Origin of the sequence: Streptosporangium heterodermiicola, from assembly GCF_051390675.1 — a bacterium.
In the GTDB taxonomy this organism is placed as follows: domain Bacteria; phylum Actinomycetota; class Actinomycetes; order Streptosporangiales; family Streptosporangiaceae; genus Streptosporangium.
In genome coordinates, this window is the sequence record NZ_JBPJSR010000003.1 from 356,975 (window position 1) to 381,706 (window position 24,732).

The 24,732-nt window shown below is 70.9% G+C and carries 25 protein-coding genes; 9 read left to right on the forward strand and 16 right to left on the reverse strand.

Annotation, left to right across the window (positions count from 1 at the left end; genetic code table 11):
* Window positions 1-86: 86 nt before the first annotated feature.
* Window positions 87-1,712 carry a DUF1349 domain-containing protein gene (locus ACSC1Q_RS08795; RefSeq protein WP_436758152.1) on the reverse strand — a complete coding sequence of 542 codons (1,626 nt, stop codon included), beginning with the start codon at window positions 1,710-1,712 and terminating at the stop codon, window positions 87-89.
* Between the two features lie 226 nt (window positions 1,713-1,938).
* Between ACSC1Q_RS08795 and ACSC1Q_RS08800 the strand changes: the two genes are divergently transcribed.
* The gene (locus tag ACSC1Q_RS08800) at window positions 1,939-3,381 is read left to right on the forward strand and encodes a sensor histidine kinase (RefSeq protein WP_436758153.1); all 1,443 of its coding nucleotides are present in this window, start codon (window positions 1,939-1,941) and stop codon (window positions 3,379-3,381) included.
* A complete protein-coding gene (locus ACSC1Q_RS08805; RefSeq protein ID WP_436758154.1) occupies window positions 3,378-4,052 on the forward strand; it encodes a response regulator transcription factor in 675 nt (224 codons plus the stop codon). Before ACSC1Q_RS08800 ends, ACSC1Q_RS08805 begins: the two co-directional genes overlap by 4 nt.
* A gap of 10 nt (window positions 4,053-4,062) precedes the next feature.
* Here the strand turns inward: ACSC1Q_RS08805 and ACSC1Q_RS08810 are convergent, their stop codons facing one another.
* Window positions 4,063-4,560: a DUF1203 domain-containing protein gene (locus ACSC1Q_RS08810; RefSeq protein WP_436758155.1), complete on the reverse strand. Its 498-nt coding sequence runs from the start codon at window positions 4,558-4,560 to the stop codon at window positions 4,063-4,065.
* Between the two features lie 251 nt (window positions 4,561-4,811).
* Here ACSC1Q_RS08810 and ACSC1Q_RS08815 point away from each other — a divergent pair, with 251 nt between their 5' ends.
* A complete protein-coding gene (locus ACSC1Q_RS08815; RefSeq protein ID WP_436758156.1) occupies window positions 4,812-5,372 on the forward strand; it encodes a cysteine hydrolase family protein in 561 nt (186 codons plus the stop codon).
* 179 nt (window positions 5,373-5,551) lie between these two features.
* Here ACSC1Q_RS08815 and ACSC1Q_RS08820 read toward each other — a convergent pair whose 3' ends face one another.
* Window positions 5,552-6,487 (reverse strand): NHL repeat-containing protein, encoded by a 936-nt coding sequence (locus ACSC1Q_RS08820; RefSeq protein WP_436758157.1) that lies wholly within the window; start codon window positions 6,485-6,487, stop codon window positions 5,552-5,554.
* 328 nt (window positions 6,488-6,815) lie between these two features.
* Between ACSC1Q_RS08820 and ACSC1Q_RS08825 the strand changes: the two genes are divergently transcribed.
* Complete coding sequence (locus ACSC1Q_RS08825) at window positions 6,816-7,667, forward strand: DUF72 domain-containing protein (RefSeq protein WP_436758158.1); 852 nt, start codon at window positions 6,816-6,818, stop codon at window positions 7,665-7,667.
* Between the two features lie 13 nt (window positions 7,668-7,680).
* Here the strand turns inward: ACSC1Q_RS08825 and ACSC1Q_RS08830 are convergent, their stop codons facing one another.
* The 4 genes from ACSC1Q_RS08830 to ACSC1Q_RS08845 form a co-directional block, all read right to left on the reverse strand.
* Window positions 7,681-9,132, reverse strand: coding sequence for a DHA2 family efflux MFS transporter permease subunit (locus ACSC1Q_RS08830; RefSeq protein WP_436758159.1), 1,452 nt, complete (start codon window positions 9,130-9,132; stop codon window positions 7,681-7,683).
* Window positions 9,133-9,205: 73 nt separating this feature from the next.
* Window positions 9,206-9,694, reverse strand: coding sequence for a MarR family winged helix-turn-helix transcriptional regulator (locus ACSC1Q_RS08835; RefSeq protein WP_436758160.1), 489 nt, complete (start codon window positions 9,692-9,694; stop codon window positions 9,206-9,208).
* A gap of 236 nt (window positions 9,695-9,930) precedes the next feature.
* Window positions 9,931-10,800 (reverse strand): aminoglycoside phosphotransferase family protein, encoded by an 870-nt coding sequence (locus ACSC1Q_RS08840; RefSeq protein ID WP_436758161.1) that lies wholly within the window; start codon window positions 10,798-10,800, stop codon window positions 9,931-9,933.
* 379 nt (window positions 10,801-11,179) lie between these two features.
* Window positions 11,180-12,127 carry an AraC family transcriptional regulator gene (locus tag ACSC1Q_RS08845; RefSeq protein WP_436758162.1) on the reverse strand — a complete coding sequence of 316 codons (948 nt, stop codon included), beginning with the start codon at window positions 12,125-12,127 and terminating at the stop codon, window positions 11,180-11,182.
* Between the two features lie 132 nt (window positions 12,128-12,259).
* On the opposite strand from ACSC1Q_RS08845, the gene ACSC1Q_RS08850 reads away from it, so the two are divergent.
* Window positions 12,260-13,297: an aldo/keto reductase gene (locus ACSC1Q_RS08850; RefSeq protein WP_436758163.1), complete on the forward strand. Its 1,038-nt coding sequence runs from the start codon at window positions 12,260-12,262 to the stop codon at window positions 13,295-13,297.
* A gap of 111 nt (window positions 13,298-13,408) precedes the next feature.
* Here ACSC1Q_RS08850 and ACSC1Q_RS08855 read toward each other — a convergent pair whose 3' ends face one another.
* From ACSC1Q_RS08855 to ACSC1Q_RS08880, 6 genes are all read right to left on the reverse strand, one after another.
* Window positions 13,409-13,654 (reverse strand): hypothetical protein, encoded by a 246-nt coding sequence (locus tag ACSC1Q_RS08855; RefSeq protein WP_436758164.1) that lies wholly within the window; start codon window positions 13,652-13,654, stop codon window positions 13,409-13,411.
* A gap of 147 nt (window positions 13,655-13,801) precedes the next feature.
* A complete protein-coding gene (locus tag ACSC1Q_RS08860) occupies window positions 13,802-14,683 on the reverse strand; it encodes a L,D-transpeptidase family protein (protein ID WP_436758165.1) in 882 nt (293 codons plus the stop codon).
* 207 nt (window positions 14,684-14,890) lie between these two features.
* Complete coding sequence (locus tag ACSC1Q_RS08865) at window positions 14,891-15,781, reverse strand: GNAT family N-acetyltransferase (RefSeq protein ID WP_436758166.1); 891 nt, start codon at window positions 15,779-15,781, stop codon at window positions 14,891-14,893.
* Between the two features lie 164 nt (window positions 15,782-15,945).
* A complete protein-coding gene (locus tag ACSC1Q_RS08870) occupies window positions 15,946-16,365 on the reverse strand; it encodes a Rieske (2Fe-2S) protein (protein WP_436758167.1) in 420 nt (139 codons plus the stop codon).
* A 50-nt stretch (window positions 16,366-16,415) separates the two neighbouring features.
* Entirely contained in the window at window positions 16,416-18,074 is a 1,659-nt protein-coding gene (locus ACSC1Q_RS08875; protein ID WP_436758168.1) for a sensor histidine kinase, read from the reverse strand.
* A 1-nt stretch (window position 18,075) separates the two neighbouring features.
* Window positions 18,076-18,744 (reverse strand): response regulator transcription factor, encoded by a 669-nt coding sequence (locus ACSC1Q_RS08880; RefSeq protein ID WP_436758169.1) that lies wholly within the window; start codon window positions 18,742-18,744, stop codon window positions 18,076-18,078.
* 225 nt (window positions 18,745-18,969) lie between these two features.
* Between ACSC1Q_RS08880 and ACSC1Q_RS08885 the strand changes: the two genes are divergently transcribed.
* Window positions 18,970-19,542, forward strand: a complete 573-nt coding sequence (locus ACSC1Q_RS08885; protein ID WP_436758170.1) for a hypothetical protein — start codon at window positions 18,970-18,972, stop codon at window positions 19,540-19,542.
* Window positions 19,543-19,790: 248 nt separating this feature from the next.
* Here the strand turns inward: ACSC1Q_RS08885 and ACSC1Q_RS08890 are convergent, their stop codons facing one another.
* Both ACSC1Q_RS08890 and ACSC1Q_RS08895 read right to left on the reverse strand, forming a co-directional pair.
* Window positions 19,791-20,882, reverse strand: a complete 1,092-nt coding sequence (locus ACSC1Q_RS08890) for an Rv3169 family protein (RefSeq protein ID WP_436758171.1) — start codon at window positions 20,880-20,882, stop codon at window positions 19,791-19,793.
* 272 nt (window positions 20,883-21,154) lie between these two features.
* Window positions 21,155-21,646 carry a hypothetical protein gene (locus ACSC1Q_RS08895; RefSeq protein WP_436758172.1) on the reverse strand — a complete coding sequence of 164 codons (492 nt, stop codon included), beginning with the start codon at window positions 21,644-21,646 and terminating at the stop codon, window positions 21,155-21,157.
* A gap of 329 nt (window positions 21,647-21,975) precedes the next feature.
* On the opposite strand from ACSC1Q_RS08895, the gene ACSC1Q_RS08900 reads away from it, so the two are divergent.
* On the forward strand, window positions 21,976-22,512 hold the full coding sequence (locus ACSC1Q_RS08900) for a peptidylprolyl isomerase (RefSeq protein ID WP_436758173.1): 537 nt from the start codon (window positions 21,976-21,978) through the stop codon (window positions 22,510-22,512).
* A gap of 166 nt (window positions 22,513-22,678) precedes the next feature.
* Window positions 22,679-23,557: a rhomboid family intramembrane serine protease gene (locus ACSC1Q_RS08905; RefSeq protein WP_436758174.1), complete on the forward strand. Its 879-nt coding sequence runs from the start codon at window positions 22,679-22,681 to the stop codon at window positions 23,555-23,557.
* A gap of 48 nt (window positions 23,558-23,605) precedes the next feature.
* Here ACSC1Q_RS08905 and ACSC1Q_RS08910 read toward each other — a convergent pair whose 3' ends face one another.
* Complete coding sequence (locus tag ACSC1Q_RS08910) at window positions 23,606-23,851, reverse strand: cell division protein CrgA (protein ID WP_344744891.1); 246 nt, start codon at window positions 23,849-23,851, stop codon at window positions 23,606-23,608.
* A gap of 211 nt (window positions 23,852-24,062) precedes the next feature.
* Between ACSC1Q_RS08910 and ACSC1Q_RS08915 the strand changes: the two genes are divergently transcribed.
* Window positions 24,063-24,731 (forward strand): class E sortase, encoded by a 669-nt coding sequence (locus ACSC1Q_RS08915; RefSeq protein WP_436758175.1) that lies wholly within the window; start codon window positions 24,063-24,065, stop codon window positions 24,729-24,731.
* Window position 24,732: the final 1 nt, after the last annotated feature.

Sequence of the window (24,732 nt, forward strand, 5' to 3'; positions counted from 1 at the left end):
TCCTCCTACATGGTGAGAGCGTCCACCTGGCCCTGCTGAGGCGGCACCGGGTGCCGCGATGCCGCCGAGTCTCCGGCGGCGGGCCGCTACCTCCAGCGGGGTAGCGGTCCCGATGCCGGGACACCCCGGCGTAGCCGGGAGCCGGCCAGGGCGAGGACGACCGCGGCGTACCCGCAGAGCACGGCGAGCCCGGCCCACCAGGCGAGGGGGTGGTAGCCCGCCGACGGCGCGTAGTGGGCTACCACCTGCGGATACTCGCGAATGGTCTGTACGACGGCGAAACCGGCGGCGGGGGTGAGGCGCAGCAGCCACCTGGCCGTGTCGTCGGGCAGGAGCGGCAGGACCGCCAGGAGGTACGGAAGGACGACCGTCGAGATCGCGACAAGGATCGCCGCCCAGGTTCGCCGCAGCAGCGCGCCGAGAGCGAGCGCGAGGACGGCGGCGACCGCGAGCAGCGCCGCGACACCGGCGACGACCCGCATCCCCGTGAGGGCCGGCACCGGGATGACACCGAGGCCGTTGGCACGCAGGATGTCCGGACCGGCCGTCACCACGACCACTGCGGAGACCAGTCCGGCCAGGAAGGTGACCGCGCCGGCCACGATGGCCTTCGCCGCCAGTGCCCGGCCGGTGAGCGGCGCGACGCCGGTCACGTCCGGCCGGTGCCCGGCGGTCGTGAACCGTACGGCCACCACGAGCACGATGATCAGGCTGATGGCCAGGCCGACGAGGCCGCTCTCCACGGGGTGGCCGCCCTCGGTGCCGCTCGGCCCGATGTCGCCGGTTCCGGTGACGGTGAACGCGCCGTTCGACTCGACGAGACCGGCCGCCCGGTGGTACTTCTCCCAGTCGGTGTGCCCCATCTCGCCCACGCTGCCGTGGCTCCATCCGTTGGCGGAGGCGTCGGCAGAGGTATCGGCGGGGGTGCCGGCGGGGGTGCCGGTGGACGTGCCGCCCTCCACGCTGATGTGGTCGAAGGTGGCGGTGGCCTGGGTGAAGCGTGCCTCCGGGAGGCTCGCGCCCAAGGCGACCTGCCTGAGCGTCAGGTCACCCGGGGACGTGACGAAGAGCCCGACCCGCACCGTCTCGGGCAGCGCGGCGAGATGGGCGGTGCCGACCCGCGTCCATCGCGTGCCGTCGGCCGACTCGTGGCCGGTGACGGTGTCGCCGGAGCGGGTCAGGCGCAACCAGCGCGGTGCCTCCGCCGAGACGCCGCCCGCGCGGCCTGCCGTGTCGTGGACGTAGTCGTGCTGCATCCGTACGCCGTGCGCGCCCGTGAGCATCAGCGCCGCGTAGGAGGAGCCCTGCGCGGTGCCGTCCTTGACGATGACGCCGGCCTTCGCCCAGGGGACGAGGCCGGGGACGATCTCGTCGTGGTCGGGCGGCGGGTAGGTGATGATGCCGGTCATGGACGTCACGCGGACGGTGATGCTGCCGTTCTCGCCCAGCGGCCGGTGGACGAAATAGAACGTGTCGCTCACCGCCTGGCCGTGCGGCCCGGCCGGATCGGTGGGACAGGGGACCTCCACCGGGCCGTCGCCGCAGTGGGAGCCGCCGCCGAGCGTGATCGCGTGGAGCAGTCCGAGCAGGACGGTGACGAGGATCGCGGCCGCCACGGCGATCATCCGGCCCCGGGTACGGAACCTCGCCCACTCCTGTCGTACCTGTGCGGTCAGGGATGGCTCGGCGGTGGCTTCGTGGGTTTCTCGCATGGGGCCGGTTCTACGGATCCGGCCCTAACACGGGCCGAACCGGCACTGTCACACCGCTGTTAGGTCGGGCACCCCATCCTGGAGGTCCTGGAAATCCTTGGGGTCTCAAAAATCTCAGAGGTCTTGGAAGTCCTATAGGTCTGGAAGCCCTGAAGATCTTGGAGCCCCTGGAAGTCCTGGAGACCTTGGAGATCTTGGAGATCCGCACGCGAACGGGAGAGGACCGATGAGCAAGCCGCGAGGCCCCGCACGACCGAGGCGGACGGTGAGGCAGCGTTTCACCATCCTGTACGCCGCCCTGTTCCTCCTCTCCGGCCTGGGGCTGCTCGCCCTCACCAACCTGCTGGCCACCGGCATGAGCGTGACCCAGCCGGTGCCCGGCCAGACCTCTCCCGTCCAGCGGCCCGATCTCACCCGCGCCCAGGAACGCGTCCACCAACTCGAAGCGCGGCTCTCGGACGTCCACGCCGTCCAGTCGCGTCAACTGCTGGTGGGTTCGGTGATCGCGCTGGTCGTGATGGCGGCGACCTCGTTCCTGCTGGGCAGGGCCATGGCTGGCCGGGTGCTGCGCCCGCTGCGGACGATCACCGCGGCGACCCGGCGGATCTCGGCCGAGAACCTGCACGAACGGCTGGCCGCGCCGGGTCCCGCCGACGAGGTCAAAGACCTGGCGGACACCATCGACGGGCTGCTGGAACGCCTGGAGGCGTCCTTCGCCGCCCAGCGCCGGTTCGTCGCCAACGCCTCCCACGAGTTGCGGACACCGCTGACGACCATGAGGGCGTCGCTGGACGTGGCCGTGGCCAAGCCGGAGCCGGTGCCGCCGCAGACGCTGGCGCTCGCCGACCGGCTACGCACCGAGCTCGACCGGGTCGACGGCCTTCTGGAGGGCTTTCTCGATCTCGCCCGCGCGCAGCACGGCGAGCTCCACGGCCGCGTCCCGGTCGCGCTCGGCGCCCTGGTGTCCGAATCGCTCGCCGCCCGCGCGACGGACATCGCGGAGCGGGACCTGACCGTCGAGGCCCGTGTACGGGACATCGCGTGGACCCGGGGCAGCCCGCCCCTGCTGTCCCGCATGGTGAACAACGTGATCGACAACGCGGTCGTCCACAACCGGCACGGTGGCACGATCCGGCTCACAACCGGGACCGGGATTGAGACTGGGACTGGGACTGGGACTGGGTCTGGGACTCGGTCCGGGACTGGGCTCGGGTCTGGGTTTGGAACCAGGTCCGGGTCCGGGTCTGGGATCGGGATCGGGATCGGGGCCGGGGACGACCCGGTGTGGCTGGTCGTGGAGACGGACGGGCCGGTTCTCGACCCGGCGCAGGTCGCCGGGCTCGCCGAGCCCTTCCGGCGGCTCGCCGCCGACCGGACCGGCTCCGAGACCGGTGCCGGCCTCGGCCTGTCGATCGTCGCGGCCGTCGTCGGCGCGCACGGCGGCGCCCTGGCCCTGCACGCCCGGCCGGAGGGCGGCCTGCGCGTCACCGTCTCACTGCCGCGGGAGCCCGCGCCGGAAAACGGTTCGCACCTCACCGCCTCACCGCTACGGGAGCCCGCACCGGAAGGCGGTGGCTCACTGCCGTGGGAGCCCTGGCCGGAAAGCGATTCGCGCCCCACCGTCCCCTCACCGCCGCCGGGGCCCGCGCAGGAAGGCGTCGCCCCGTGAGGGTCCTGGTGGTGGAGGACGCTCGCTCGCTCGCCGAGATCCTGGCCGAGGGGCTACGGGACCAGGGCATGGCCGTCGACGTCGCCCACGACGGCCTGGCCGCCGCGGCGAAGCTCGATCTCAACGCGTACGACGTGGTGGTCCTCGACCGTGACGTGCCAGGGATCCACGGCGACGTCCTCTGCCAGATGATCACCGAGCGGGACGACCGCGCGATGGTCCTGATGCTGACCGCGGCCGGCTCTCCCGGGGACCGGGTCAGCGGCCTCACCCTGGGAGCCGACGACTACCTCGCCAAGCCCTTCCACTTTCCCGAGCTGGTCCTGCGCCTCCGCGCCCTGGACCGCCGCCGGCCGTTCGCCCGCGCACGGACGCTGCGCGCGGCCGGGATCGAGCTCGACCCGGTACGCCGCACGGCCACCCGCGACAACCGGCGGCTCGACCTCTCGGTCAAGGAGTTCGCGCTCCTCGAAGCCCTGCTGCGCGCCGGTCCCGGCTTCCTGAGCACCGAGGACCTCCTGGAACGGGTCTGGGACGAGAACGCCGACCCGTTTACCAACACCGTCACCGTGACCATCGGGAGGCTGCGCCGCAAGCTGGGGAACCCGCCGGTCATCACGACGACACCCGGGGTGGGGTACCGCGTCGCCGACCCCGGGGGCGAGGCGTAGCGCGGGAGGGTCAGGCGCGGTGCACCTCGAACAGGAAGCAGCCGAACTCCACCGCCCGTACGTGCACCAGCGCCACGCCGGGGTCCGCGAACTGCTCCGCCAGGATGGTCTCCGCCGTCGCGGCGTCGCGGCTCGCGTACTCGTCCACCAGCCGTCCGCCGAGGATGTTGCCGTCGGCGTCGTAGGCGCGGAAGACCCGCCGCTCACCGCACATGTCGACGGGGAAGCCCGTCCCGCCGGGCCCCGCGCACGGCCCGGCGTGCACGAACACCGGGCCCACCTCCTCGTACGGGCCGGGGTCGCCACCGGTCCGCGCCCCCCACCGGCGCAGCGGCGCGTACGAGAGCAGGGCGAGTCGCTCTCCTGGGAGGCTGCGGCGCAGGCAGCATCGCAGCGGGGAGCCTCCCTCGGTGTCGGTGACCATGCGGGGCGGACGCCCGGCGTCGTCGCGGACGCGCAGCTCGGCGGCGACCTCGGCCTCGATGGCGAACGTACGGAGAATGCTCATGGATCCATGCTCGGCCGTACGGCCCCCGGCGCGCTGGCGGAAATCGGCCCTGGTTGTGAGCCCGGACGGTCTCCTTCGTCTCGACGAGACCCCTCCGTTCCAGGCTTCCCCCGGGTGAGCGCGCCGGCCGGGCAGCTCTCCCGGGACCTGTGGCCGGGACGGCTCGCCCCGATGACCGGTGAGGGGGTTTCTGTCGGTGGGTGTGTCTAGCGTGGGCAGGCACAGGATTCCGGCGTGAGCGAGGGAAGACCATGACCACACTCGAGAACCGGCCGCACACCGCGCTCCTCGTCGTCGACGTGCAGAACGGTGTCGTCGAGGGGACTCACGAGCGCGACGTGGTCGTCGCGAACATCGGCGGTCTCGTCGAGAGGGCGCGGCGGGAGCGGGTCCCCGTCGTCTGGGTCCAGCACTCGGACGAGCAGCTCGTGAGGGGGAGCGACAACTGGCTGATCGTCCCCGAGCTGGCTCCGGACGACGCCGAGCCGCTCGTCGAGAAGCACTACAGCGACTCCTTCGAGGAAACCACCCTTGAGACCGTGCTGTCGGGTCTCGGCGTCGGGCGGCTTCTCGTCGTCGGGGCACAGACCGACGAGTGCGTCCGCTCGACCATCCACGGCGCGTTCGTCAGGGGATACGACGTGACCCTCGTCAGCGACGCCCACACGACGGAGGACCAGACGGAGTGGGGGGCGCCGCCGCCGGACAAGGTCATCGCGCACACGAACCTGTACTGGACCTACCAGACGGCGCCGGGACGGACGGCCGGGACGGCCGAGACCAAGAACGTCGACTTCGGCCGCGAGTCCTGAAGCCCGTGTGACGACGCGGACGGCGTCCCCCATGAACGGCACCGGGTCACCGCGGAACCGGACCACGTGCGCGGGCGGGAGCGGGTACGGCGTGTCGTCCCGCTCCCACCCGCCCCGCTCCGTGTCGCGGAAGGCCGAAGGAGCCGGTCGCGAGGGAACGAAGGGAACGAAGGGAACGGTCAGTGACGCTCGACGGCCACCACGTCGTACGGGGTCGTCGGGGTGGGGGGCGTGGTGAATCGCGCGTTGGGGAGATAGAGGCGGTCGCGGAAGGAGGCGACGGTGGTCGGGACGTCGAAGCGGCCGTCCGTGAGCTTGCGGACCACCTTCCCCGAGGTGGCGCCACGGTCCAGCGAGAGGGACGTCAGGGTGTTCAGGCGGTTCTGCACGACGTGGAGGGTGCGGCCCTCCAGCAGCAGGCCGTCACCGTTGGTCAGGGACTCGGCGCCGATGTCCACCAGGGTGGCCACGCCGGTCGAGGGGTTGACGCGGAACAGCTTGCCGGTGTTGGACTGGACGACGAGCAGTGCCCTGCGGTCGGGGGTCTGGGCGATGCCGTTGGCGTTGTTGCCGGTCGTGTAGACGATGTCCCCGCTCAGCGGCACCTTGACCGCCTCGGCCGGCAGTGCTCCCCCACGCCCGAACGGCAGCTTGTACAGCACGGGGTTGGCCGAGTCGGTGAAGTACGCCGCGTCGCGGGTGAGCACGACGTCGTTGACGAACGCGGTGCCGGTGGCGAGCCGGTAGCTCGCGAGCACCTTGCCGTTCCTGGTGTCGATCACGCGGGCGTCGCCGCCCGTGCCGCCGGCGACGAACAGCCTGCCGCGCGTGTCGACCTTGAGGCCGAGCGACGGGGTTCCCGGGCCCGGGTTGATGATCCGGCCCTTGCCCGTGCGCAGGTCGGCCCGGTAGATCGCGCCGGTCCCGCGCGAGCCGAAGTACGCGGCCGCTCCCGGGCCGATGGCGATCCCCTCCGGCTGGAAACCGTCCGGGAGGGAGAACTCGGTGGGATAGGCCGGCTTCTCATGAGGGGCGGAGGTCGTGGATCCGGTCTCCGCCGCCGCGGCCGGGGCCGCCATGAGCACGGTGAGGAACCCTGCTAGGAGAAATGCCACCTTCATCAAAGAACATCCCATCTGTCGCGAATGCGATGGTCTACCCGAATGCCCGCTTGGGCAATGGATCCAACGTATGCCGCCCGGCTGTAGCGATCCCGTAAAGCCCACGTGCCCGGACAGCCCCGTAAAGCCACCCGCCCGGACGCCCCCGCGAAGCCCGCCCACCCGGACGCCCCCGCGAAGCGCATCCGCTCGCACGACCCCGTACAGCCCACCCGCCCGGACGCCCTCGCGAAGCGCATCCACCCGGACGACCCCGCAAAGCCCACCCGTCCGGACGGCGTCCGGTTCCTGTCTCCCGCCGTCCTTGGATAGCGTCGAGGGCATGCGGCTTCATGTGGGATGCGCGATGTGGACCCTCACGTCATGGCAGGGACGCCTCCTGCCCCATCCGCTCCCTCCCGGGGAGCGCCTGCGGGCCTACGCGACCTGGTGCAACGCGGTGGAGGGCAACACGACGTTCTACGCGACACCGGCGCGGAGCACGGTGGAGTCGTGGGCGCGGCAGACCGGCCCCGACTTCCGCCTGGTGGCCAAGCTGCCCAGGACGATCACCCACGAGGGCCGCCTCACCGGCGTCGACGAGGAGGTCCGGTCGTTCCTGGAGGCGATCGAACCCCTCGGGCCACGGGCCCAGACTCTCTGGATCCAGCTGCCGGGGTCGTTCGGCCCGACCGACCTCGGTGCCCTGGCGGCCTTTCTCCACAGGCTCCCCGGCTCGCACAGGTACGCCGTCGAGGTCCGCCACCGCGCGTTCTTCGACGACGCGCGATCCGTACGGCTTCTCGAAGGGGTCCTCGCCGGAGCGGGCGCCGAGTGGGTGCCCTTCGACACCACCACTCTCTTCCGCAGCCCTCCGACCAGCGACGCCGAGCGGGAGGCGTGGTCGAAGAAGCCGCGCATGCCGCGCAGGTCGGACGCGCTCACCGACCGCCCGATCGTCCGCTACCTCGGCCGGGACGACACGGCGAGCACGGTCGAGGGCTGGGGGCACTGGGTCGGCACGGTCGCCGGGTGGCTGCGCGAGGGCCGCTCGCCGACCGTGTTCGTCCACACCCCCGACAACGCCGACGCGCCGACGCTCGCCCGCCGCTTCCACGACGACGTACGGGCCCTGCTGCCCGGGATCGAGCCGCTCCCCGAGCCCATGCCCACCGAGCCGCTGACCCTCTTCTGACCACCGACCGTGATCAGGCGGCCTCCGGCCTGGGCTGCCGCAGCACGACGAGCGCGACGGTGAAGGCGGCGAGGAGCAGGGCGGCGGCGATGCCGAAGGCCAGGTGATAGCCGCCGGTCAGGGCCGCCGCCCCGCTCGCTCCCGAGGACAGCAGTTCCTCGGTACGCGAGGCGGCCAGCGTGGACAGCACCGCGACGCCGACCGCCATGCCGATCTGCTGGGTGGTGTTGAACAGCCCGGACGCCAGGCCCGCGTCGTCGGCCCTGGCGCCGGACATGCCGAGCGTGGTCAGGGCCGGGAGCACCAGCCCGCCGCCCGCGATGAGCAGCATCACCGGGAGCAGGTCGGTGACGTAGTTCGCGTCCACCGGTACGCGGGTGAGCCAGCCCATCGCCCCGAACAGCAGCACCAGGCCCGCCAGCAGGACGGCACGCTCACCGAAACGGGTGTTGAGCCGGGCGGAGAGGAACAGGGACACGCCGCCGATGGCCACCGCCGCGGGGAGCATCGCCAGGCCGGTGTCGAGCGCGCCGTACCCGAGGACCTTCTGCATGTAGAGCGCGACGATGATCTGGAAGGCGAACATGGCCGACAACGTCAGGATCTGGGCCAGGTTGGCGCCCGAGACGTTGCGCGAACGGAAGATCCGCAGGGGCATCAGCGGGGTCCTCGCGGTCGCCTGGCGGGCGACGAACGCGGCGAGCAGGACGAGCGACACCGCGCCCAGGCCGAGGGTGTGCGCCGCGAGCCAGCCGTACTCCTCGATCTTGACCACCGTGTAGATGCCCAGCATCAAGCCCGCGGTGACCAGCACGGCGCCGATGACGTCGGCCCCGGCGGCGAGCCCGATGCCGCGCTCGCCCGGCAGCGTCCGGATCGCGAGCGCGATCGTGGCCAGCCCGATCGGCAGGTTGATGAAGAAGATCCAGTGCCAGCTGAGCGCGTCGGTGAGGACCCCGCCCAGGACCTGGCCGATGGAGGCCCCGGCCGCGCCGGTGAAGCTGAAGACGCCGATCGCCTTCGCGCGTTCGCCGGGCTCGGTGAACAGCGTCACCAGGATGCCCAGCACGACCGCGGAGGCCATCGCGCTGCCGACGCCCTGCAGGAACCGGGCCGCGATCAGCGTACCGGGCCCGGTGGACAGCCCGGCCAGCAGCGACGCGGCGGTGAAGACCGCGTTCCCGGCCAGGAACATGACCTTGCGGCCGATGAGGTCGCCCAGTCGTCCGGCCAGCAGGAGCAGCCCGCCGAAGGCGATCAGGTAGGCGTTGACGGTCCAGCTGAGCCCGGCGGGCGAGAAGCCCAGGTCCGCCTGGATGGCCGGCATCGCCACGGTCACGATGCTGCCGTCCAGGATCGTCATCAACATCGCGGCGGACAGCACGGTGAGCGCGAGCCAGCGCGACGGGGACGCGCCGGTACGGGGTGGCCGGGAGGTCCGGGGGGAGGGTGCGGTGTGCGGCATGGCCGTCTCCTGTTCGAAGGGGAACAGAAGCGACCGTAGCAGATAGTTTTGTTGTAGACGATCCTCTATGGATTTACTTGGTGCGCTGCCGTGCCCGCCTGACCCCCTGCGGCGCCTCGGCGGGGATGGCCAGATGGCCCGTCACCAGGCGGTTCATCGCCCGTACGAGCACCTCGCCCTCGTCCTCCGGCAGCGAGCCCAGCGCCGCCCGGTGCACGCCGTCGACGATCTCCTGGCTCTGCCGCGCGACCTCGGCGCCCTTCTCGGTGACCGCGATGATCCGGGCGCGCCGGTCGGTGCTGGACGGGCGGCGCTCGGCGAGCCCCGCCTTCTCCAGGGCGTCGACCGTGACCACCATCGTGGTCTTGTCCATGTCGCCGAGCTCGGCGAGCTGGATCTGCGTGCGCTCCTCCTCCAGGGCGTGGACCAGCACGCAGTGCATGCGCGCCGTCAGCCCGATCTCGGCGAGCGCCGCCGCCATCCGGGTCCTCAGGACATGGCCGACGTGGTCGAGCAGGAACGACAGGTCCGGCTCGGTACGGGCGGGTGCCATCGCGGTCATGGCCCCTACCATAGCCAACCGGTACCGTTCTGGATTATCCGCAAGCGGAACTACTTGACGGGCCCGGGACCTGTCCGATGAACGATCACCGCTCGTGCGGCCTTCGTGTCCGGGCCCGGCGAACCGTCTCCCCGGCGGCCCACGGGCGGGCCGCCGCCGCGACCCGCGAGCCGGGGTCCGCCACGTCGTGACCACGTGATCCCACGCCGGTCACACGGGGCCGTACGGGGATCTCGTCAGGTGGCGTTCTCGTGGTCGGCGAGGACTTCGCGGATCACGTGCCGCGCGTTCGCCGCGAACACCGGATTCGTGTCCCGGTAGTACGGGAGCGCGATGAGCGCGATGGACAGGGCCCGGCCGCGACCGCGCGCCCAGGTCGCGTCGTCGACCTGGAGAGCCGTACGGAAGTCGTCGCGCACCTCGGCGGGGAGGAGGTTCCAGGCGACGATCAGGTCGCAGGCGGGGTCTCCCACCCCCGCGGTGCCGAAGTCGATGACGGCGCCGAGCCGTCCGCGGACGAGCAGCAGGTTCCCCGGCATCAGGTCGGAGTGGACCCAGACGGGCGGCCCCGGCCAGCCGGGAGTCTCCAGGGCGGCCTCCCACGCCGCGGTCGCCGCGCCGGTGTCGATCGTCCCGCGCAGGTCGCCGATCGCGATGCGCGTCGGAGCGTCCAGCGTCTCCAGCGGCCCGCCCCGGTAGGCGGGCGGCCCGTCGGGGAGGTCGATCCGGCGGAACGCGGCGACGAACGCCGCCAGATCCCTCGCGAGCGGGCCCGGCTCGGTCAGGCCGTCGGCGGACGGGCTCTCACCGTCGAGCCAGCGGTAGACCGACCAGGGCAGCGGGTAGCCCTCGGCGGGCCTCCCCGCGCCGAGCGGGACGGGAACGGGCACCGGGAGCAACGGCCCGAGCCTCGGCAGCCACCGCAGGTCCTTCTCGACCTGCGCCGCGGAACCGGCCCTGCGGGGCAGGCGCACGGCCATGTCGTCACCGAGCCGGTAGATGGCGTTGTCGGTGCCGGAGGAGTCGAACGGCTCGACGGGAAGGTCCGCCCACCGCGGGAACTGCGCGGCGACCAGGCGGCGTACGAGAGGGACATCGTGCTCCATCTCATCCGCATGCATCCTGCGAGCACGCATGGGCACCTTCCTCACCTTCCCAACCTGGAGCGGGACTTTCCGGCCGCCATGCCTTCCGCCATACGCCGGGCCTCCCGCCGTACGGCGACCAACGTTCATCGGAACGGTTTCCGGACGCGCCTGTCAACTCATATACCGGTCACGCACCGGCGGGAACGCGCACGCGCCCGGCGTTCGCCGGCGGTACGGGCCTCTCCCGGGAACTGGTCGGCACGGTGCCCCTTGTCTCGGGAACCCGGAACCCGGAACCGGGAACCGGTCGGCGCGGTCGCCTCGGGCTCGCCGCCGGAGGTGTCCGCGAGGCGACCGGAAAACCAGGAACCCGTCACCGGTGTGCCGTTCGCCGACGTCATTCGTGGACGGGAGGGGCGGCCGGCGGGGGTGGCTTCGCGGTCCGGTACCGGGCGGGCGGCTGGCCGGTGACGCGTTTGAAGGCGTTGCTGAAGGCGCTCTCCGAGGCGTACCCCCACTCGGTGGCCACCGACGCGACCGTGCAGTCACCGGCGCGCAGCGCCTCGGCCGCGGACCGGATGCGCCAGTGCAGCAGGTAGTCCAGCGGCGGCAGCCCGACGAGGGTCTTGAAGCGCAGGGCGAAGCTGGAGCGGGACATGTCCACCTCGGCGGCGAGGCCGGCGACCGTCCAGCGGCGGGTGGCCTGCTGGTGCATCAGGGTGAGCGCGGAGCCGATCCGCGGGTCGTTCAGCGCCCCCAGCCAGCCCGGGATGCTCTCCTCACCGGCCAGGTGGGCGCGCAGGGCCTGGACGAACATGATCTGGGTCAGATGCCCGATCATCACCGTCGCCCCGAGCGGCTCGGCCGCGGTCTCGTGGGTCAGCATCCCCAGCACCGGGCGCAGGGTCCGGGCCTGCTCGCTGTCGGCGGGGATGCGCACGGCCGGGGGCAGGCAGTCGAGCAGCAGCGTCGCGGTCATGTCGTCGAGGGTGATGCTGCCGCCGATGATGACGGTCGGCTCCGCGTCCGGGCCGGTGGTCCCGTACCGCACGTTCCTGATGTTGGGAGCGTCGAGATAGACGGCGTGGCCGTCCTCCGCCTCGATGTCCAGATTACTGGCGACCTCGTACGGCCGCCCGCCCGTGAGCAGGTAGCAGTCGCCCGCCGCCAGCCGCAGCGGCGGCATGCCGTCGATGGTGAGCCAGCAGGCGCCGGACGCGATCGCGCCGATCTTGATGTGCCGGTAGCTCCGGAAGCGCAGCGCCCAGCGGCCGGAGGCCTCGAAGCGCGAGGAGAGGGCGCTCCTGACGTTCAGCAGGGTGAGGACATCGGACAGGGGGTCCATGACGACTCCGGACGATCTCGCATATATGTCGGACTCTTTCTTATGGATTGTCTAGGTAGGCGGGTTATAGCGTTCCAACGCCCCCCCTCATCCGGCCATCCGGCCATCCGGTCATCTGGAAGGAGTAGGACGATGAAGTACGCACAGCTCGGTACCACCGGGGTTTTCGTCTCCGGCATCTCGCTGGGGGCGATGAGCTTCGGCGGGCGCGGCCAGGTCTGGGAGGCGGTCGGCGCGCTGGACGCGAAGGAGACGGACCGCCTGGTGAGCACCGCACTCGATCACGGGGTGAACCTCGTCGACACCGCCGACGTGTACGGCGGGGGCGAGTCGGAGGAGCTCCTCGGACAGGTGCTCGGCGCACGCCGCCGCGACGTGGTGCTGGCCACCAAGATGACCGCGCGGACGGCCGCCGGCCCCAACGACGTCGGCCAGTCCCGGCTGCACATCACGCGGTCGCTGGAGGACAGCCTGCGCAGGCTCCGTACCGACCACATCGACCTCTACCAGATCCACAACATCGACCCGATCACGCCCTTCGAGGAGTCTCTCGCCGCCCTCGACGACGCCGTGCACCAGGGGAAGGTCCGCTACGTCGGCGCCTCGAACCTGACCGCCTGGCAGGCGATGAAGGCCCTTGGAGTCTCCGAGCGGCGGGGATGGGCGCGGTTCGTCTCCCTGCAGGCCCAGTACTCGCTCGCGGCGCGCGACATCGAACGCGAGATCATCCCCCTGCTCCAGGACCAGGGACTCGGCCTGCTGGTGTGGAGCCCGCTCGCCGCCGGGCTGCTGTCCGGGAAGTTCGACCGCACCGGCACGAGTGACGGCGGGGCCCGCCGCGGTCGGTTCGAGTTCCCGCCGGTGAACCTGGAGCGCGCCTACGACGTCATCGACGTCCTGCGCGAGGTGGCGGCCCGCCACGAGGTCGGTGTGGCCCGCGTCGCGCTGGCCTGGGTGCTCTCGCGACCGGGCGTGAGCAGCGTCATCATCGGCGCCAAGCGCCCCGAGCAGCTCACCGAGAACCTCGCCGCCGTCGACCTGGAGCTCACCGAGCGGGACCTCACCGAGCTGGACGCCGTCAGCGCGCTCCCGGTGGAGTACCCAGGCTGGATCCAGGCCGACCACTCCGACCGCTTCCCCAAGCAGGACGCCCTCACCCCGCGGGGCTGACCCCGGCACGGCGTCGCCGTCCTCGGCGTTCTCGGCGTTCTCGCCGTTTTCACCAGCGGAGACCGGTGGAGACATCAGGGAGGTCGAGCCTCGGCGCGGCCGGCCGCACGGTCACGGGTTCTTCGCGCCCGCCCGCTGCGTGATCGTGTTCCGTACGAGCCACAGGACGCTCTGGTGAACCGCCACCCCGGCGGCGACGTTGAGCACCCCCAGCGCGGCCGCCATCACCAGTGACCCGTCGAGCCCGATCGCGTCGCCGGCCAGGAGCACGGCGGGCCAGAACACGGCGGCGGCGAGGAGGGAGGCCCGCCACCAGCGCCCGAAGACCAGGCCGAACAGGATCATGGTTGGTATCACGACTCACGCCCTTCGGAATGATCTGCCGACATCTTCATCATGACCTCACGGCACCGGTTCTAAGCCCGTGGGATCGGTTCGATCGCCGTACCCACCGGGATTTTCCGGCGAAGAGGTCACTTCCCGGCTCGGGCGCGCCCCCACGGCTCACCGGTGGCCCCTGCCGTGACCGTCGACGGAGCGGCCGGGCCGCGAGGAGTGCCGGTGCGAGCGACGCGGAACCTCAGGAGGTCGTGCCCTGGGAATCCGGGAGCGTTGTTCACCGCCGGCCTTCGGGCGGCGTTCGGCGGGAGCCTCCGGGCGGCGGACGTACACGGGGACGTCCGGCTGGAGGAACCGGTAGACGTCGAGGGCGTTGTGCAGCGGGACCCGGACGCACCCGTGGGACGCGGGGTAGCGGGGGACGAGAGTGGAGCCGTGGATGGCGATGCCGCCGTTGAAGTAGACGGGGTAGAACATCGCCCCCAGGATCCCCGTGGACCAGCCGGGGACCCGCGCCCCCACCCGATAGTCGCCGAGCGGGGTCGAGGCGAACCCGCAGTGGCCCTTCTCGCAGTACGGTCTGCGGGCACCGGTCGAGATGTGGGTCACCAGCACGGGTTTACCGCCCTTCCACGTCGTGAGGAGCTGGCGCCGTAGATCGATCTCGGTCCTCTCCGGCTCGCCGTCCGCCACCAGGGGCCTGATCCGGCGGGGGTGCAGGAGGGCCTGCCAGGTCGGCGAGTCGATCCTGTCGACGGGCTTCAGCCCGTTGGCCTTCTGGAAGGCCCACACGGTCATTCGCAGCGCGGAGTCGTACGTGGGGCTGAGATTTCCTGGGGGGAACCCCAAATCCTTGAGTCTTTTCTTCGCGTTGTGGACCTCGATTCCCCTGCTGCCCATTCTCAGGGTCGTGAATTGGTCCGGAAGGGGGACGTGACGGGAATCGGGGGTGGGGTCGGCCACGGCATGTGTGACGCCGAAGGGGAGGGTCGTGACCAGGGCGAAGGCGGTGCCGGCGATCAGGGAGCGTTGAACGGTGCTTCGCATGTGTGACGTCTATCCGCCGACAGGTGCGATCAATCCTCTAATGCTACTTGCCGGGGAGTAAGACTTATGCAGCCACGCACGGTTCAAGAGTTATCTCGGGGGAATTTTCCCGGGAAAATATGCATATATTTCCAGGCGAGGTTATATGGCGATATTCATTGGATATCTCGGAAACCGTTGGACGTGCTCGGCGGGACCCGGCGGGGTTCAGCGGCGGCGCGTGTGGCGGGCCGTCCGGTCGAGGGCGCGGAAGCCGAGTGCCTCGTACAGTCGCGCGGGCACCGGATACCCCGCGTCCCCCCGAGGCTGGACGATCGCGGTGACCGCTCCCGCCTCCCCGAGCCGGCGCAGCGCGTACAGGCAGGCCGCGCGGGCCAGCCCCATCCGCCGGAAGTCCGAGTGCGTGCCGACCGGCTCCAGCTCCCCGACGCCGTTGGCGTCGTCCAGCCAGATCAGGCAGTACGACGCCAGGCGGCCGTCCGGCGCCTCGACGACGCAGTCCAGCTCGCGCCGGTAGGGCCACGCGCCCATGACGTCGCGATAGCTCTCCTCGGTGACCGACGAGGGGGCGAACGCCGACCGGTGCACGGCCACCCGCGCGGGCACGTCCTCCTCGCCGCGCACGTGGCGCGCGACGAAGCCGGGAGGCAGCTCGGGTTCCGGCAGGTCACGCATGTCACGCAGGTCGCGTGACATGCGCAGCAGGAAGGGCGCGTCCGCGGGCTCCCGCCGGTAGCCGTGCCGGGCCAGGACCTCGGCGAGCCGTCTCTCGCCCTCCAGGACGGTCACCCCCAGCTCGTCGCCGGTGGCCACGCCGCGGAACCAGTCGAGCACCTCGTCCGCCAGCTCGGGACGCTCCGGATGCGTGAACATCTCCAGCTCGCCCGGAGGCGTCGCCCATCCCCACGCCAGGGTCTCACCGTCGCGCTCCCACAGCGCCGTCGGCCACTCCGCCTCCCGGCCCACGTGCTGGAACCTGCTCCAGGCGAGGCCCCCGACGTGCGGCCGGACGGCGGGCCCCCAGGCCGCCCGTACGAGTTCCTGCATCTTCCGCAGGTCGGCGGCACCCTCGTAGGGGCGCACGGTGACGTCACCCATCGGTCTCACACCTTTCTCACGATGCTTCCACCGTGACCCTCCCCGCCGCCGCGCGAAGCCCATTGATTCACGTGAAACCTTCGCCGATGTCCCGGAAGATCACTCGCTCCCGTGACGGGTGTCATGGGAGCGGCCCGCGCGGAGTCCTGGTGAGCGCCGGTCGATCAGCTCAGCCGGATGACACCCTTGGAGATCCTGATCTTCTTACGGGCCAGCGGCCGCTTGGCGGGACCCCTGGCCACCGAGCCGTCGGCGATCCGGAATTTGCTGCCGTGGCAGGCGCAGTCGATGGTCCCGCCACGGATGGTGGAGACCGGGCAGCCCTGGTGCGTGCACTTCGCGCTGAAGGCGCGGAAGGTGCCCTTCCTCGGCTGGGTGACCACCCACGTGCCCTTGATGATCCGGCCGCCGCCGACGGGAATGCTGCTGGTCTTGGCGAGGATGGGACCGGCGGCCTCCCCGGTGTCCCCGGTGTTCTCGGCGGCCTCGGCGGGGCGTACCCACGTGGTGGCCGACGCGATCGCGGCGGCGGCGCCGCCCACGAGACCTCGGAAGATCATGAAGCGGCGAGTAGGGGCGGGCATGGCGGGCCTCCTGGGGAGTGAAGGGGTCCGTGATAGATCACGCGTGTGGTTCATATCACAGGAAAACGGGCCTGCAGCCATGCTTCTCGATCTTTCCCCACGATACGCAGGCCGCCGTCGTGCCGTACCGCGATGTCCCTGGCGATGGCCAGCCCGAGACCCGCGCCGCCCGCGTCCCTGTCCCTGGCCTCGTCCAGCCGGGTGAACCGGTCGAAGACCGCCTCGTGGTGCTCGGCGGGAATGCCCGGCCCGTCGTCGAGCACGTCGAGAACCGCCTCGCCGCCGTCCGTGGACAGCCGGACGGTGACCGCGGAACTCGCGTGGCGTACGGCGTTGTCCACCAGATTGGCCACCAGACGGCGCAGCTGCCCGGCGGAGCCGAGGACCACGGTGTCGGCCGCCACCTCCAGCGTGACCCTGATCTCCGGCCGGGGCCGCGACCTCGCCGCCTCCTCGGCGGTCACCTGGCCGAGATCCACCTCCTCGTGACAGCTGGGCTCACCGGCGTCCAGGCGGGCGAGAAGGAGAAGGTCGGAGGTGAGGGCCTGGATCCGCTCCACGTCGGTGAGCGCCTCGGCCGTCAGCGGCCCCGGCCGGGCCAGCTCCAAGCGGGTCCGCAGGATGGCCAGCGGGCTGCGGAGCTCGTGGGCCGCGTCGGCGACGAAGCGCTTGTGCCTGCTGACCGCCAGTTCGAGGCGGTCGAGCGTCCGGTTCATGGTCTCGGCGAGGCGGGCGATCTCGTCACGCGACCTCGGTACGGGGACCCGCCGGTGCAGGTCGCTGGCGGTGATGTCGGCCATCTCGGCGCGGATGGCGGAGACCGGTGCCAGCGCCCGGCCGACGGCGAGCCAGGTGAGGACGGCGACCAGCAGGAGCAACGCGGGGATACCGGGAAGCAGCAGGCCACGCAGGGTCGTCAGGGCGTCCGCCGTGGGTTCGAGCGAGGCCCTGGCCTGTACGAACAGCGTGCCGTTGGCGGTGTCCACGGGCATGGTGGCCAGGGCGAAGGACTCGCCGGGAGCCCACCGCGCCACCTCTGCCGGCTGGAGCGCGGCACCGCCCGCGACGCCCCGCACAGCCGGCACGGGCGCCGCCGCGACCTTCACGCCGAACGGCCCGGACGGCCCGGGTGCACCGGTTGGTCCAGATGGCCCGGACGGCCCGGACGGCCCGGACGGCCCGGATGGCCCGGACGCGCCGGATGATGGCGTGGCTTTCCCGGATCGCGCCGTCACCTTCCCGATGGACGGCCCGGACACCCTGGACGGCCCGGACGAGGGCGCGGCCTGCCCGCCGGACGATCGGAAGACGGCCGGGGCAGGGCCGGAGAGGGCCGGTGCAGGCGAGACGGGACGCTTGAAGATCTTGATGTCGGGATCGAGAAGGGCCGGCTCCGAGTGCCAGGCGGCGCCGGTCCGCGCTCCGGTGACGGTCACCACGGTGGCCGACGGAGAGTCGATCGTCCACACGGGGAACGCCGGGACACCGGCCGACGCGGTGTCGACCGCCGAGGCGTCGAGCATCACCGTGCCACCGGCGAGCACGTCGGCGGTGGCCCCGGCGCGGCGGGCGGCCTCGTCGGAGGCGCTCCGCGTCAGGCTCCCCGTCAGCACGCCGACGAGCACCGACGACGCTACACCCAGCGCGACCGCGACGATGGCGGTCGCCGCGAGGGTCGCCCGGAGCCGTACCGACATGCGCGATGCCATCTCAGGCCTCCAGCCGGTAGCCGGCGCCGCGTACGGTCACCAGCGACGAGCGGCCGAACGGGGAGTCGATCTTGCGGCGGAGCGCGCTGACGTAGACCTCGACGATGTTCGGATCGCCGTCGTAGGAGAAGTCCCACGCCTGGGCCAGCAACTCGCTCTTGGAGACCACCTCCCCCTGCCTGCGCGCCAGCCCGTGCAGGACCGCGAACTCCTTGGGCGTGAGGGAGATCTCCACCTCGCCCCGGCGGCAGCGAAGCCCCGCCGGATCGACGGTGAGGTCGCCGACCGCGATGGACACCGGCCTCGCCCTGCCGCCCCTGCGTACCAGCGCGCGCAACCGGGCCAGCAGCACCACGTAGGAGAACGGTTTGGACAGGAAGTCGTCCGCGCCCGTGTCCAGGGCCTCGGCCTCGTCGTGCACCCCGTCCTTGGCGGTGAGCATCAGGATCGGCGTCCAGTTCTCCGCGTCGCGAAGCTTGGCGCAGACGGTGTAGCCGTTCATCCGGGGGAGCATGACGTCGAGCACGATCACGTCGTACGGGTTCTCGGTCGCCATCCACAGCCCGTCACGCCCGTCGTACGCGACGTCGACGGCGAAGCCCTCGCCCGCCAGCCCTTCCTTCAGGAGATGGGCCAGGCGCTTCTCGTCATCAACCAGTAGCACGCGCATGCCGTCCAGCCTGACGTACCCCGCCTAAAGCCAACCTGAAGACGATTTCCGGCGCCTTCAGGCTGGGTTCAGGCAACGGGCGAGAGCCTGTGGTCTCCAGCACCGCATGCCCGTCCGCTCACCGAGCCACATGCCCTTCATCCGCTTAATCCGTTTCATCTGCTTCATCGGCTTCGTCCGCTTCATTCGCCTCGTTCGCCGATTCGTCTGACAAGGAGAACACCCATGCGCATCCGCATGCTCGCCGCCGCCGTGGTGACCGCGGGGGCTCTGATGGTCACGCTGACCGGAGCCGCCAGTGCCGACGGCACACCGACCCCCGCCCCCGTCCCCCTGGCCGGGGACGGCGTCGTGCTCGTCGACTGTGAGGGGGGCGGCCAGGTGACCCTGACGACGCGCCGGCTCACCGAGGCCGAGCGCGAGAAACTGGAGAAGGAGGGGTCCGCTCTCGCGGTGCCCGCGCTTCCCGCGCTTCCTTCCGGACAGGCCGGTGGTGAGCCCAGGAAGGCCGAGGCCGGACGCGTCATGATCACCGAGGACGTCCGGGCGGTGCGGCCGGACGCGGAGCCGCCCGCCCTGCCCGACGGCGCGACCCCGCCCGAGGCCGCCAAGGTCATGACCGCGCGTCCCCTTCCCGAGGGCGCTCCGAAGGCCGGGGAGGTGGCCGTACTCTCCAAGGCCGAGTCCGCTCTCAAGGGGGTCGCGATCACCGAGGTCAGGGTGGCGGGCAAGCTCTCGGAGGGCGACGTGCCCACCGTGACCTGCGTAAACAAGGCCGAGAAGGCCGAGGAGGAGTGACATCGCGGGGACGCCCCGGCGAGCCGAGGAGCGTCCCCGGAAAAGACCTGCGAACCGGCCGGGGTATCCGTGCGGGAATGTCCCCGGCCGGTTCGCAGCCGGATCGCCGCCGGTTCGGGGGCGGTTCGGGGGCGGCGATCGGTCCCCGGGGAACGGCAGGTCACGTGCGGTGGCCTGGCCGGTCCCCGGGGACCGACGGGGCGCGTGCGGTGATCGGCCCTCCGGGAAGGACGGGGCGCGTGCGGTGATCAGCCCTCCGGGAAGGACGGGTGCGGCCCCAGGGCCCAGTACTCGTACAACCCGTAGCCGATCCGGCCGTCGTACTCGAAGCGGCCGACCGCGTCGACCATGCCCCACATCGTGGCGGCGTCCTCGGGCAGCGTGTGGGTGACGCCCTGGACCACCGGGCGGGGACCCTGGTACATGCCGTGCTTCCAGTCCGGTTCCAGGCCATATCCGGTGCCCACCATCAGGTGCATCGGGAGAATCGGGACGCAGTGCAGGTCGAAGGGTTTCCCGCCCGGCGGGGAGAAGGAGATCGTCGCCTCGCGCACCTCCCGGGTGCCGTCCACGTACGTCGGGCGGTACTCGGGACGGCCGAGATACTCCTCCTCGCCCTCCCTCGGGGAGCCGAACCCCCACACCCGCACCGCCTCCTCCAGCACCCGGCGGCCCTTCTCGTCCTCCTGGACGATGCACAGGATGGCGTGGTCGTCGAACTGGACGGGCGTGTAGAGCCAGTAGAAGGTGCCCGCGTTGCGCGACTGGATGCCGGGGGGCTCGGGCTCGCCGACCGGGCGGATGCCCCACGAGCGGTCGCGGGTGCCCTGCCAGCGGTCGGGGGTGACCTCGACGCGCTCGTCGCCAACCAGGATGTGCCCGGTCCACCGGCCGGTCTGGGCCATCCTGGAGGAGTCGAACACCACGCGCTCCTGCCAGCGCAGGAAGTGCCGGGGCTCCAGGGTGGCCGGTACGGTGCCCTCCCAGGTGAGGTCGAAGGAGAGGCCGTGCTCCGTGGCGTCGAGCACCACCCGCAGCCGCCGGAGGCCCTCGATCACCTCGACCTCGAACGGGCCGACCCGCGTGTTCATCCGGTCGTCACCGAGTTCCCTGGAGGCCCGGACCACGCGGTGCAGGTTCCGGTACCGCACGCAGGCGAACGCGTCCGTGACCCCGAGGTTGGGATACTGGCCGAGACCGACGACGAGCATCAGCTCGTCGGACCCCGCGTGGCAGTTGAAGTAGTACCGGTCGTAGAAGTTGCGGTCCGACGTCGTGACGTGCCGCATCACCTCGGGCGACTGGTGTACGGGATGGTCGTCGAGGGGCGACAGCGTCATCGGTGCTCCTTGGGTCCGGGAACACGTTCTAACAAGCGCTTGGTGATCGGTCAATGGGCTCCCGCGCAGGAGTGCGCTCCCGTGGTAGAAGTGCCGACGGGCTCCCGCGCAGGAGTGGACTCCCGTGGTAGAAGCGCCGACGAGCCCTCGTACAGGATCGTCGACAGGCTCTCGTGCATGAGTACGGCCCGCACCTTCCGCGGTGCGGGCCGTACTCCCGGCAGTCGCCGTACGCCGTGTCCGTTCTGTGGATGACCGGCGTGCTCCGGCTCCTAGGGCAGTCTCTTGGAGGTGTGCTCCGCCCTGGAGTCGGCCTTGGCGCCGATCTCGTCGGCCTTCGCCGCGGCGTCGTCCGCCGCGCCGGAGACCTTTCCGGCCGCCGCCTCCGTTTTCTGTCCCACCCACTGGGACGCGTCGGAGGCGCTCTCCTTCAGCGTGTCCGCCCACTGGTCGGCGTTCCTGCGGTACAGGACGTAGCCGGCCGCCGCGATCGCGACACCCGCGAAGAGCAGGAGCATCGGCGTTTTCCTGGACTTCGCGGGAGTGGGATCGATTTTCGCGGCGGCCTGGGATAGCGCGGCGCTGATCTTCGGCGCGAGCTGCTCCTCGAACGAGTGCGCGGCGGCGTCAAGCCTGGGTGCCGCCCACCCGCGTGCCACGATGATCTTCTCGCTGGCCACGTCACGAGCCTGACCGGCCACTTCACGGGCCTGGCCGGCCATCTCGCGGGCGTGACCGGCTACGTCGCGAGCCTGGACCGCCATGTCATGGGCATGATAACTGGCCGCGTCACGGGCGTGGCTGGCCATCGGGCCGACCCGATCCGCGGCTCGGACGGCCTGAGCCTTCACGTGGCGCAGCCGCCTTTCCGGAGCCACGATCTTGATGTGGCGCTTTCCAAACAGTGCTAGAGGCACAACAACCTCCCCATTCGTTGGGGCCCCGTCGCCACCCCTTCCCGCTCGAAGGCGGCTCAATCATGACGGCCCGTGGGAGGATGCTTGGGGATGCGGCTGCGGCCGAAATCGTCAAAGTGCCACAAAAGCAATACGTTGCACAGGTATTCCTACGACCTGAAGGGGGCAGTCCGATCATGGCTGAGAAGTTGATCGCGAACCTCAAGACCAACCGCGGTAGCGTGAAGGTCCAGCTCTTCCCGGATCACGCGCCCAAGACCGTGCGTAACTTCGTCGAACTCGCCGAGGGCACCCGCGAGTGGGTGCACCCGGAGACCGGCCAGAAGTCCAACGCCAGGCTGTACGACGGCACGATCTTCCACCGGGTCATCTCCGGATTCATGATCCAGGGTGGCGACCCGCTGGGCCAGGGCGTCGGCGGCCCCGGCTACAAGTTCGACGACGAGATCCACCCGGACCTCTACTTCAACCGCCCGTACCTGCTCGCCATGGCCAACGCCGGCGTCCAGTTCGGCCGGGGCACCAACGGCTCGCAGTTCTTCGTCACGGTGGTTCCCACGCCGCACCTCAACGGCAAGCACACCATCTTCGGCGAGGTGATCGAGGGCCAGGACGTCATCGACGCCATCGCCAAGACCGACACCGACGCCCGTGACCGTCCCACGGAGCCCGTGGTCCTGGAGTCGGTGACCATCGAGCGCGTCCAGAGCTGATCTCTCGCCCGGCGGCCTCCCCAGGAGGCCGCCGTTCGCGTTCCCGCGCGACCCGCGCCCCGGCCGGTGTGGCCCGGTGGCCGTTCGCGGGTGTACGGGTGCTCGGGATCGTGAATAGGCTGGCAGTCTGTGGATAACAGCACGCTCGAAGGGGCCAGCCACACACATGACCACCCAGCCGTCCAACGAGCACAACACCGTTGTCCCCACCTGCTACCGGCATCCAGGACGTGAGACCTACGTCCGCTGCCAGCGCTGCGACCGCCCCATCTGCCCCGACTGCATGCGCGACGCCTCGGTCGGCTTCCAGTGCCCCGAGTGCGTGGCCGAGGGCAACAAGGGCGTACGGCAGGCGCAGTCCGTGTTCGGCGGCCGGGCGGTCACCACCCCCCGGGTCACCTGGGCACTGTTGATCATCAACGTCCTGGCGTACGCCGCCGAGACCGTGAGCACCGACTGGGTGCTGACCAACTTCATGATGAACGCCTACGAGGTCGGCTATCACGGTGAGTGGTGGCGCCTGATCACCGGCGCCTTCCTGCACCAGCCGCTGGGGAGCGGTGGCTTCGCCCTGACCCACATCCTGTTCAACATGTGGGCGCTGTACGCCATCGGCCCCGAGCTGGAGCGGCGCCTCGGGTCGGCCAGGTTCCTGGCGCTGTATCTCCTCGCCGCGCTCGGCGGGTCCGTCGCCGTCTACCTGTTCGGCATCGCCGCGGTCGGCGCCTCGGGCGCGATCTACGGCATGTTCGCCGCGCTGTTCGTGCTCGCCAAGAAGCTCGGCTACAACGCCCAGGGCGTGCTCTGGCTGATCGGCGCCAACGCCGTGATCACCTTCGTGGTCCCCGGCATCAGCTGGCAGGGACACCTCGGTGGCCTGATCACCGGTGCCCTGGTCGCCGCGGTCTTCGCCTTCGCCCCGGACAGGAAGAACCGCAGCGCAATCCAGTGGGGAGGTTGCGCGGCGGTGCTGATCGTCCTGGTCGCACTGGTGCTGGGGCTGCCGCCGTTCGCCGTCCAGGCCGAACTCGGGATCTTCGGTTGATCCACACCCTGATGCTTCCCCAGGGTGTGGACAATGCCTGTGGAAAAGCTAGCGCCAGCGGGTGGAAAGGATCACCCCGAGGATGATGAACGCGAACCCGACCAGCAGGTTCCAGTTCTGGAGGGTGCCGAGGAGGGGAGCGGTGGGCGCCACGTAGTAGACGGCGATCCACAGGATGCCGACGATCCAGCAGGTCACCATGACCGGCGCCAACCAGCGTGGGCTGATCTTGACCTGCTGTGAGGTCTGCGGCGGGGTGTAGACCGGCTTCTTACGAGTCTTGGGCTTGGGCACTGGGGTTCTTCTCCTGCGTCAACCCTGCGCGATCTGGATCGTGCGCAGGCCGTGTCGATTAGCGTAGTCGCTAGTGGGTGAAGTTCCGTGTAAGGATAGTCGGCGCAGGTGGACCATGGCGATTCCGTGGGGCACCATCCTGTGGCAAATGTTGCGCCGGACCCGTGATCCGGCCCGCCGCGGAGGGCTTTTCGGTCACTAGCCTGACTTCATGAGAGCGGCGCTGAGGGTGCTGGGCGACCTGAGCGTCACCGCGGGGCTGATCGTCCTCCTCTTCTGCGCCTATCTGCTGTGGGGCACCGGCTCCTACACCGCCGGGCAGCAGGCGCTGCTGCGCGGCGAACTCCTGGCAGAGGGTGTCCCGCCGGGCGGAGAGGCCGGAGAGCGGCGGGGCGGGCCGCCGGGACCGATCCGGCTGGGCGGGGCGGTGGCGATGCTGGCGATCCCCAGGCTCGGGGACGACTACCGGTACGCCATCGTGGAGGGCGTCGACCAGGATCGGCTGCGGATGGGCCCCGGCCATTATCCCGGCACCGCCATGCCAGGAAAAATCGGAAATTTCGTTCTTTCGGGCCATCGGACCACCTATGCCGCCCCGTTCAACCGCATAGACGAGCTCCGCCGGGGTGATCTCATCCTGGTCGACGCCCGCGAGGCCCGCTACACCTACCGTGTCACCGGCAAGCGCGTCGTCGACCCCGGCGAGATCGGCGTGGTCGCCCCGGTTCCCGACCGGCCGGACCGCGAGCCGACCAGGGCGCTGATCACCCTGTCCACCTGCCACCCGGAGTACTCGGCCGCCCAGCGGCTCATCGTCTCCGGCGAGCTGGAAGAGCGTGCGGCCCGCCTCGGACGGCCCGGACAGACACGGCCCGGCTAAA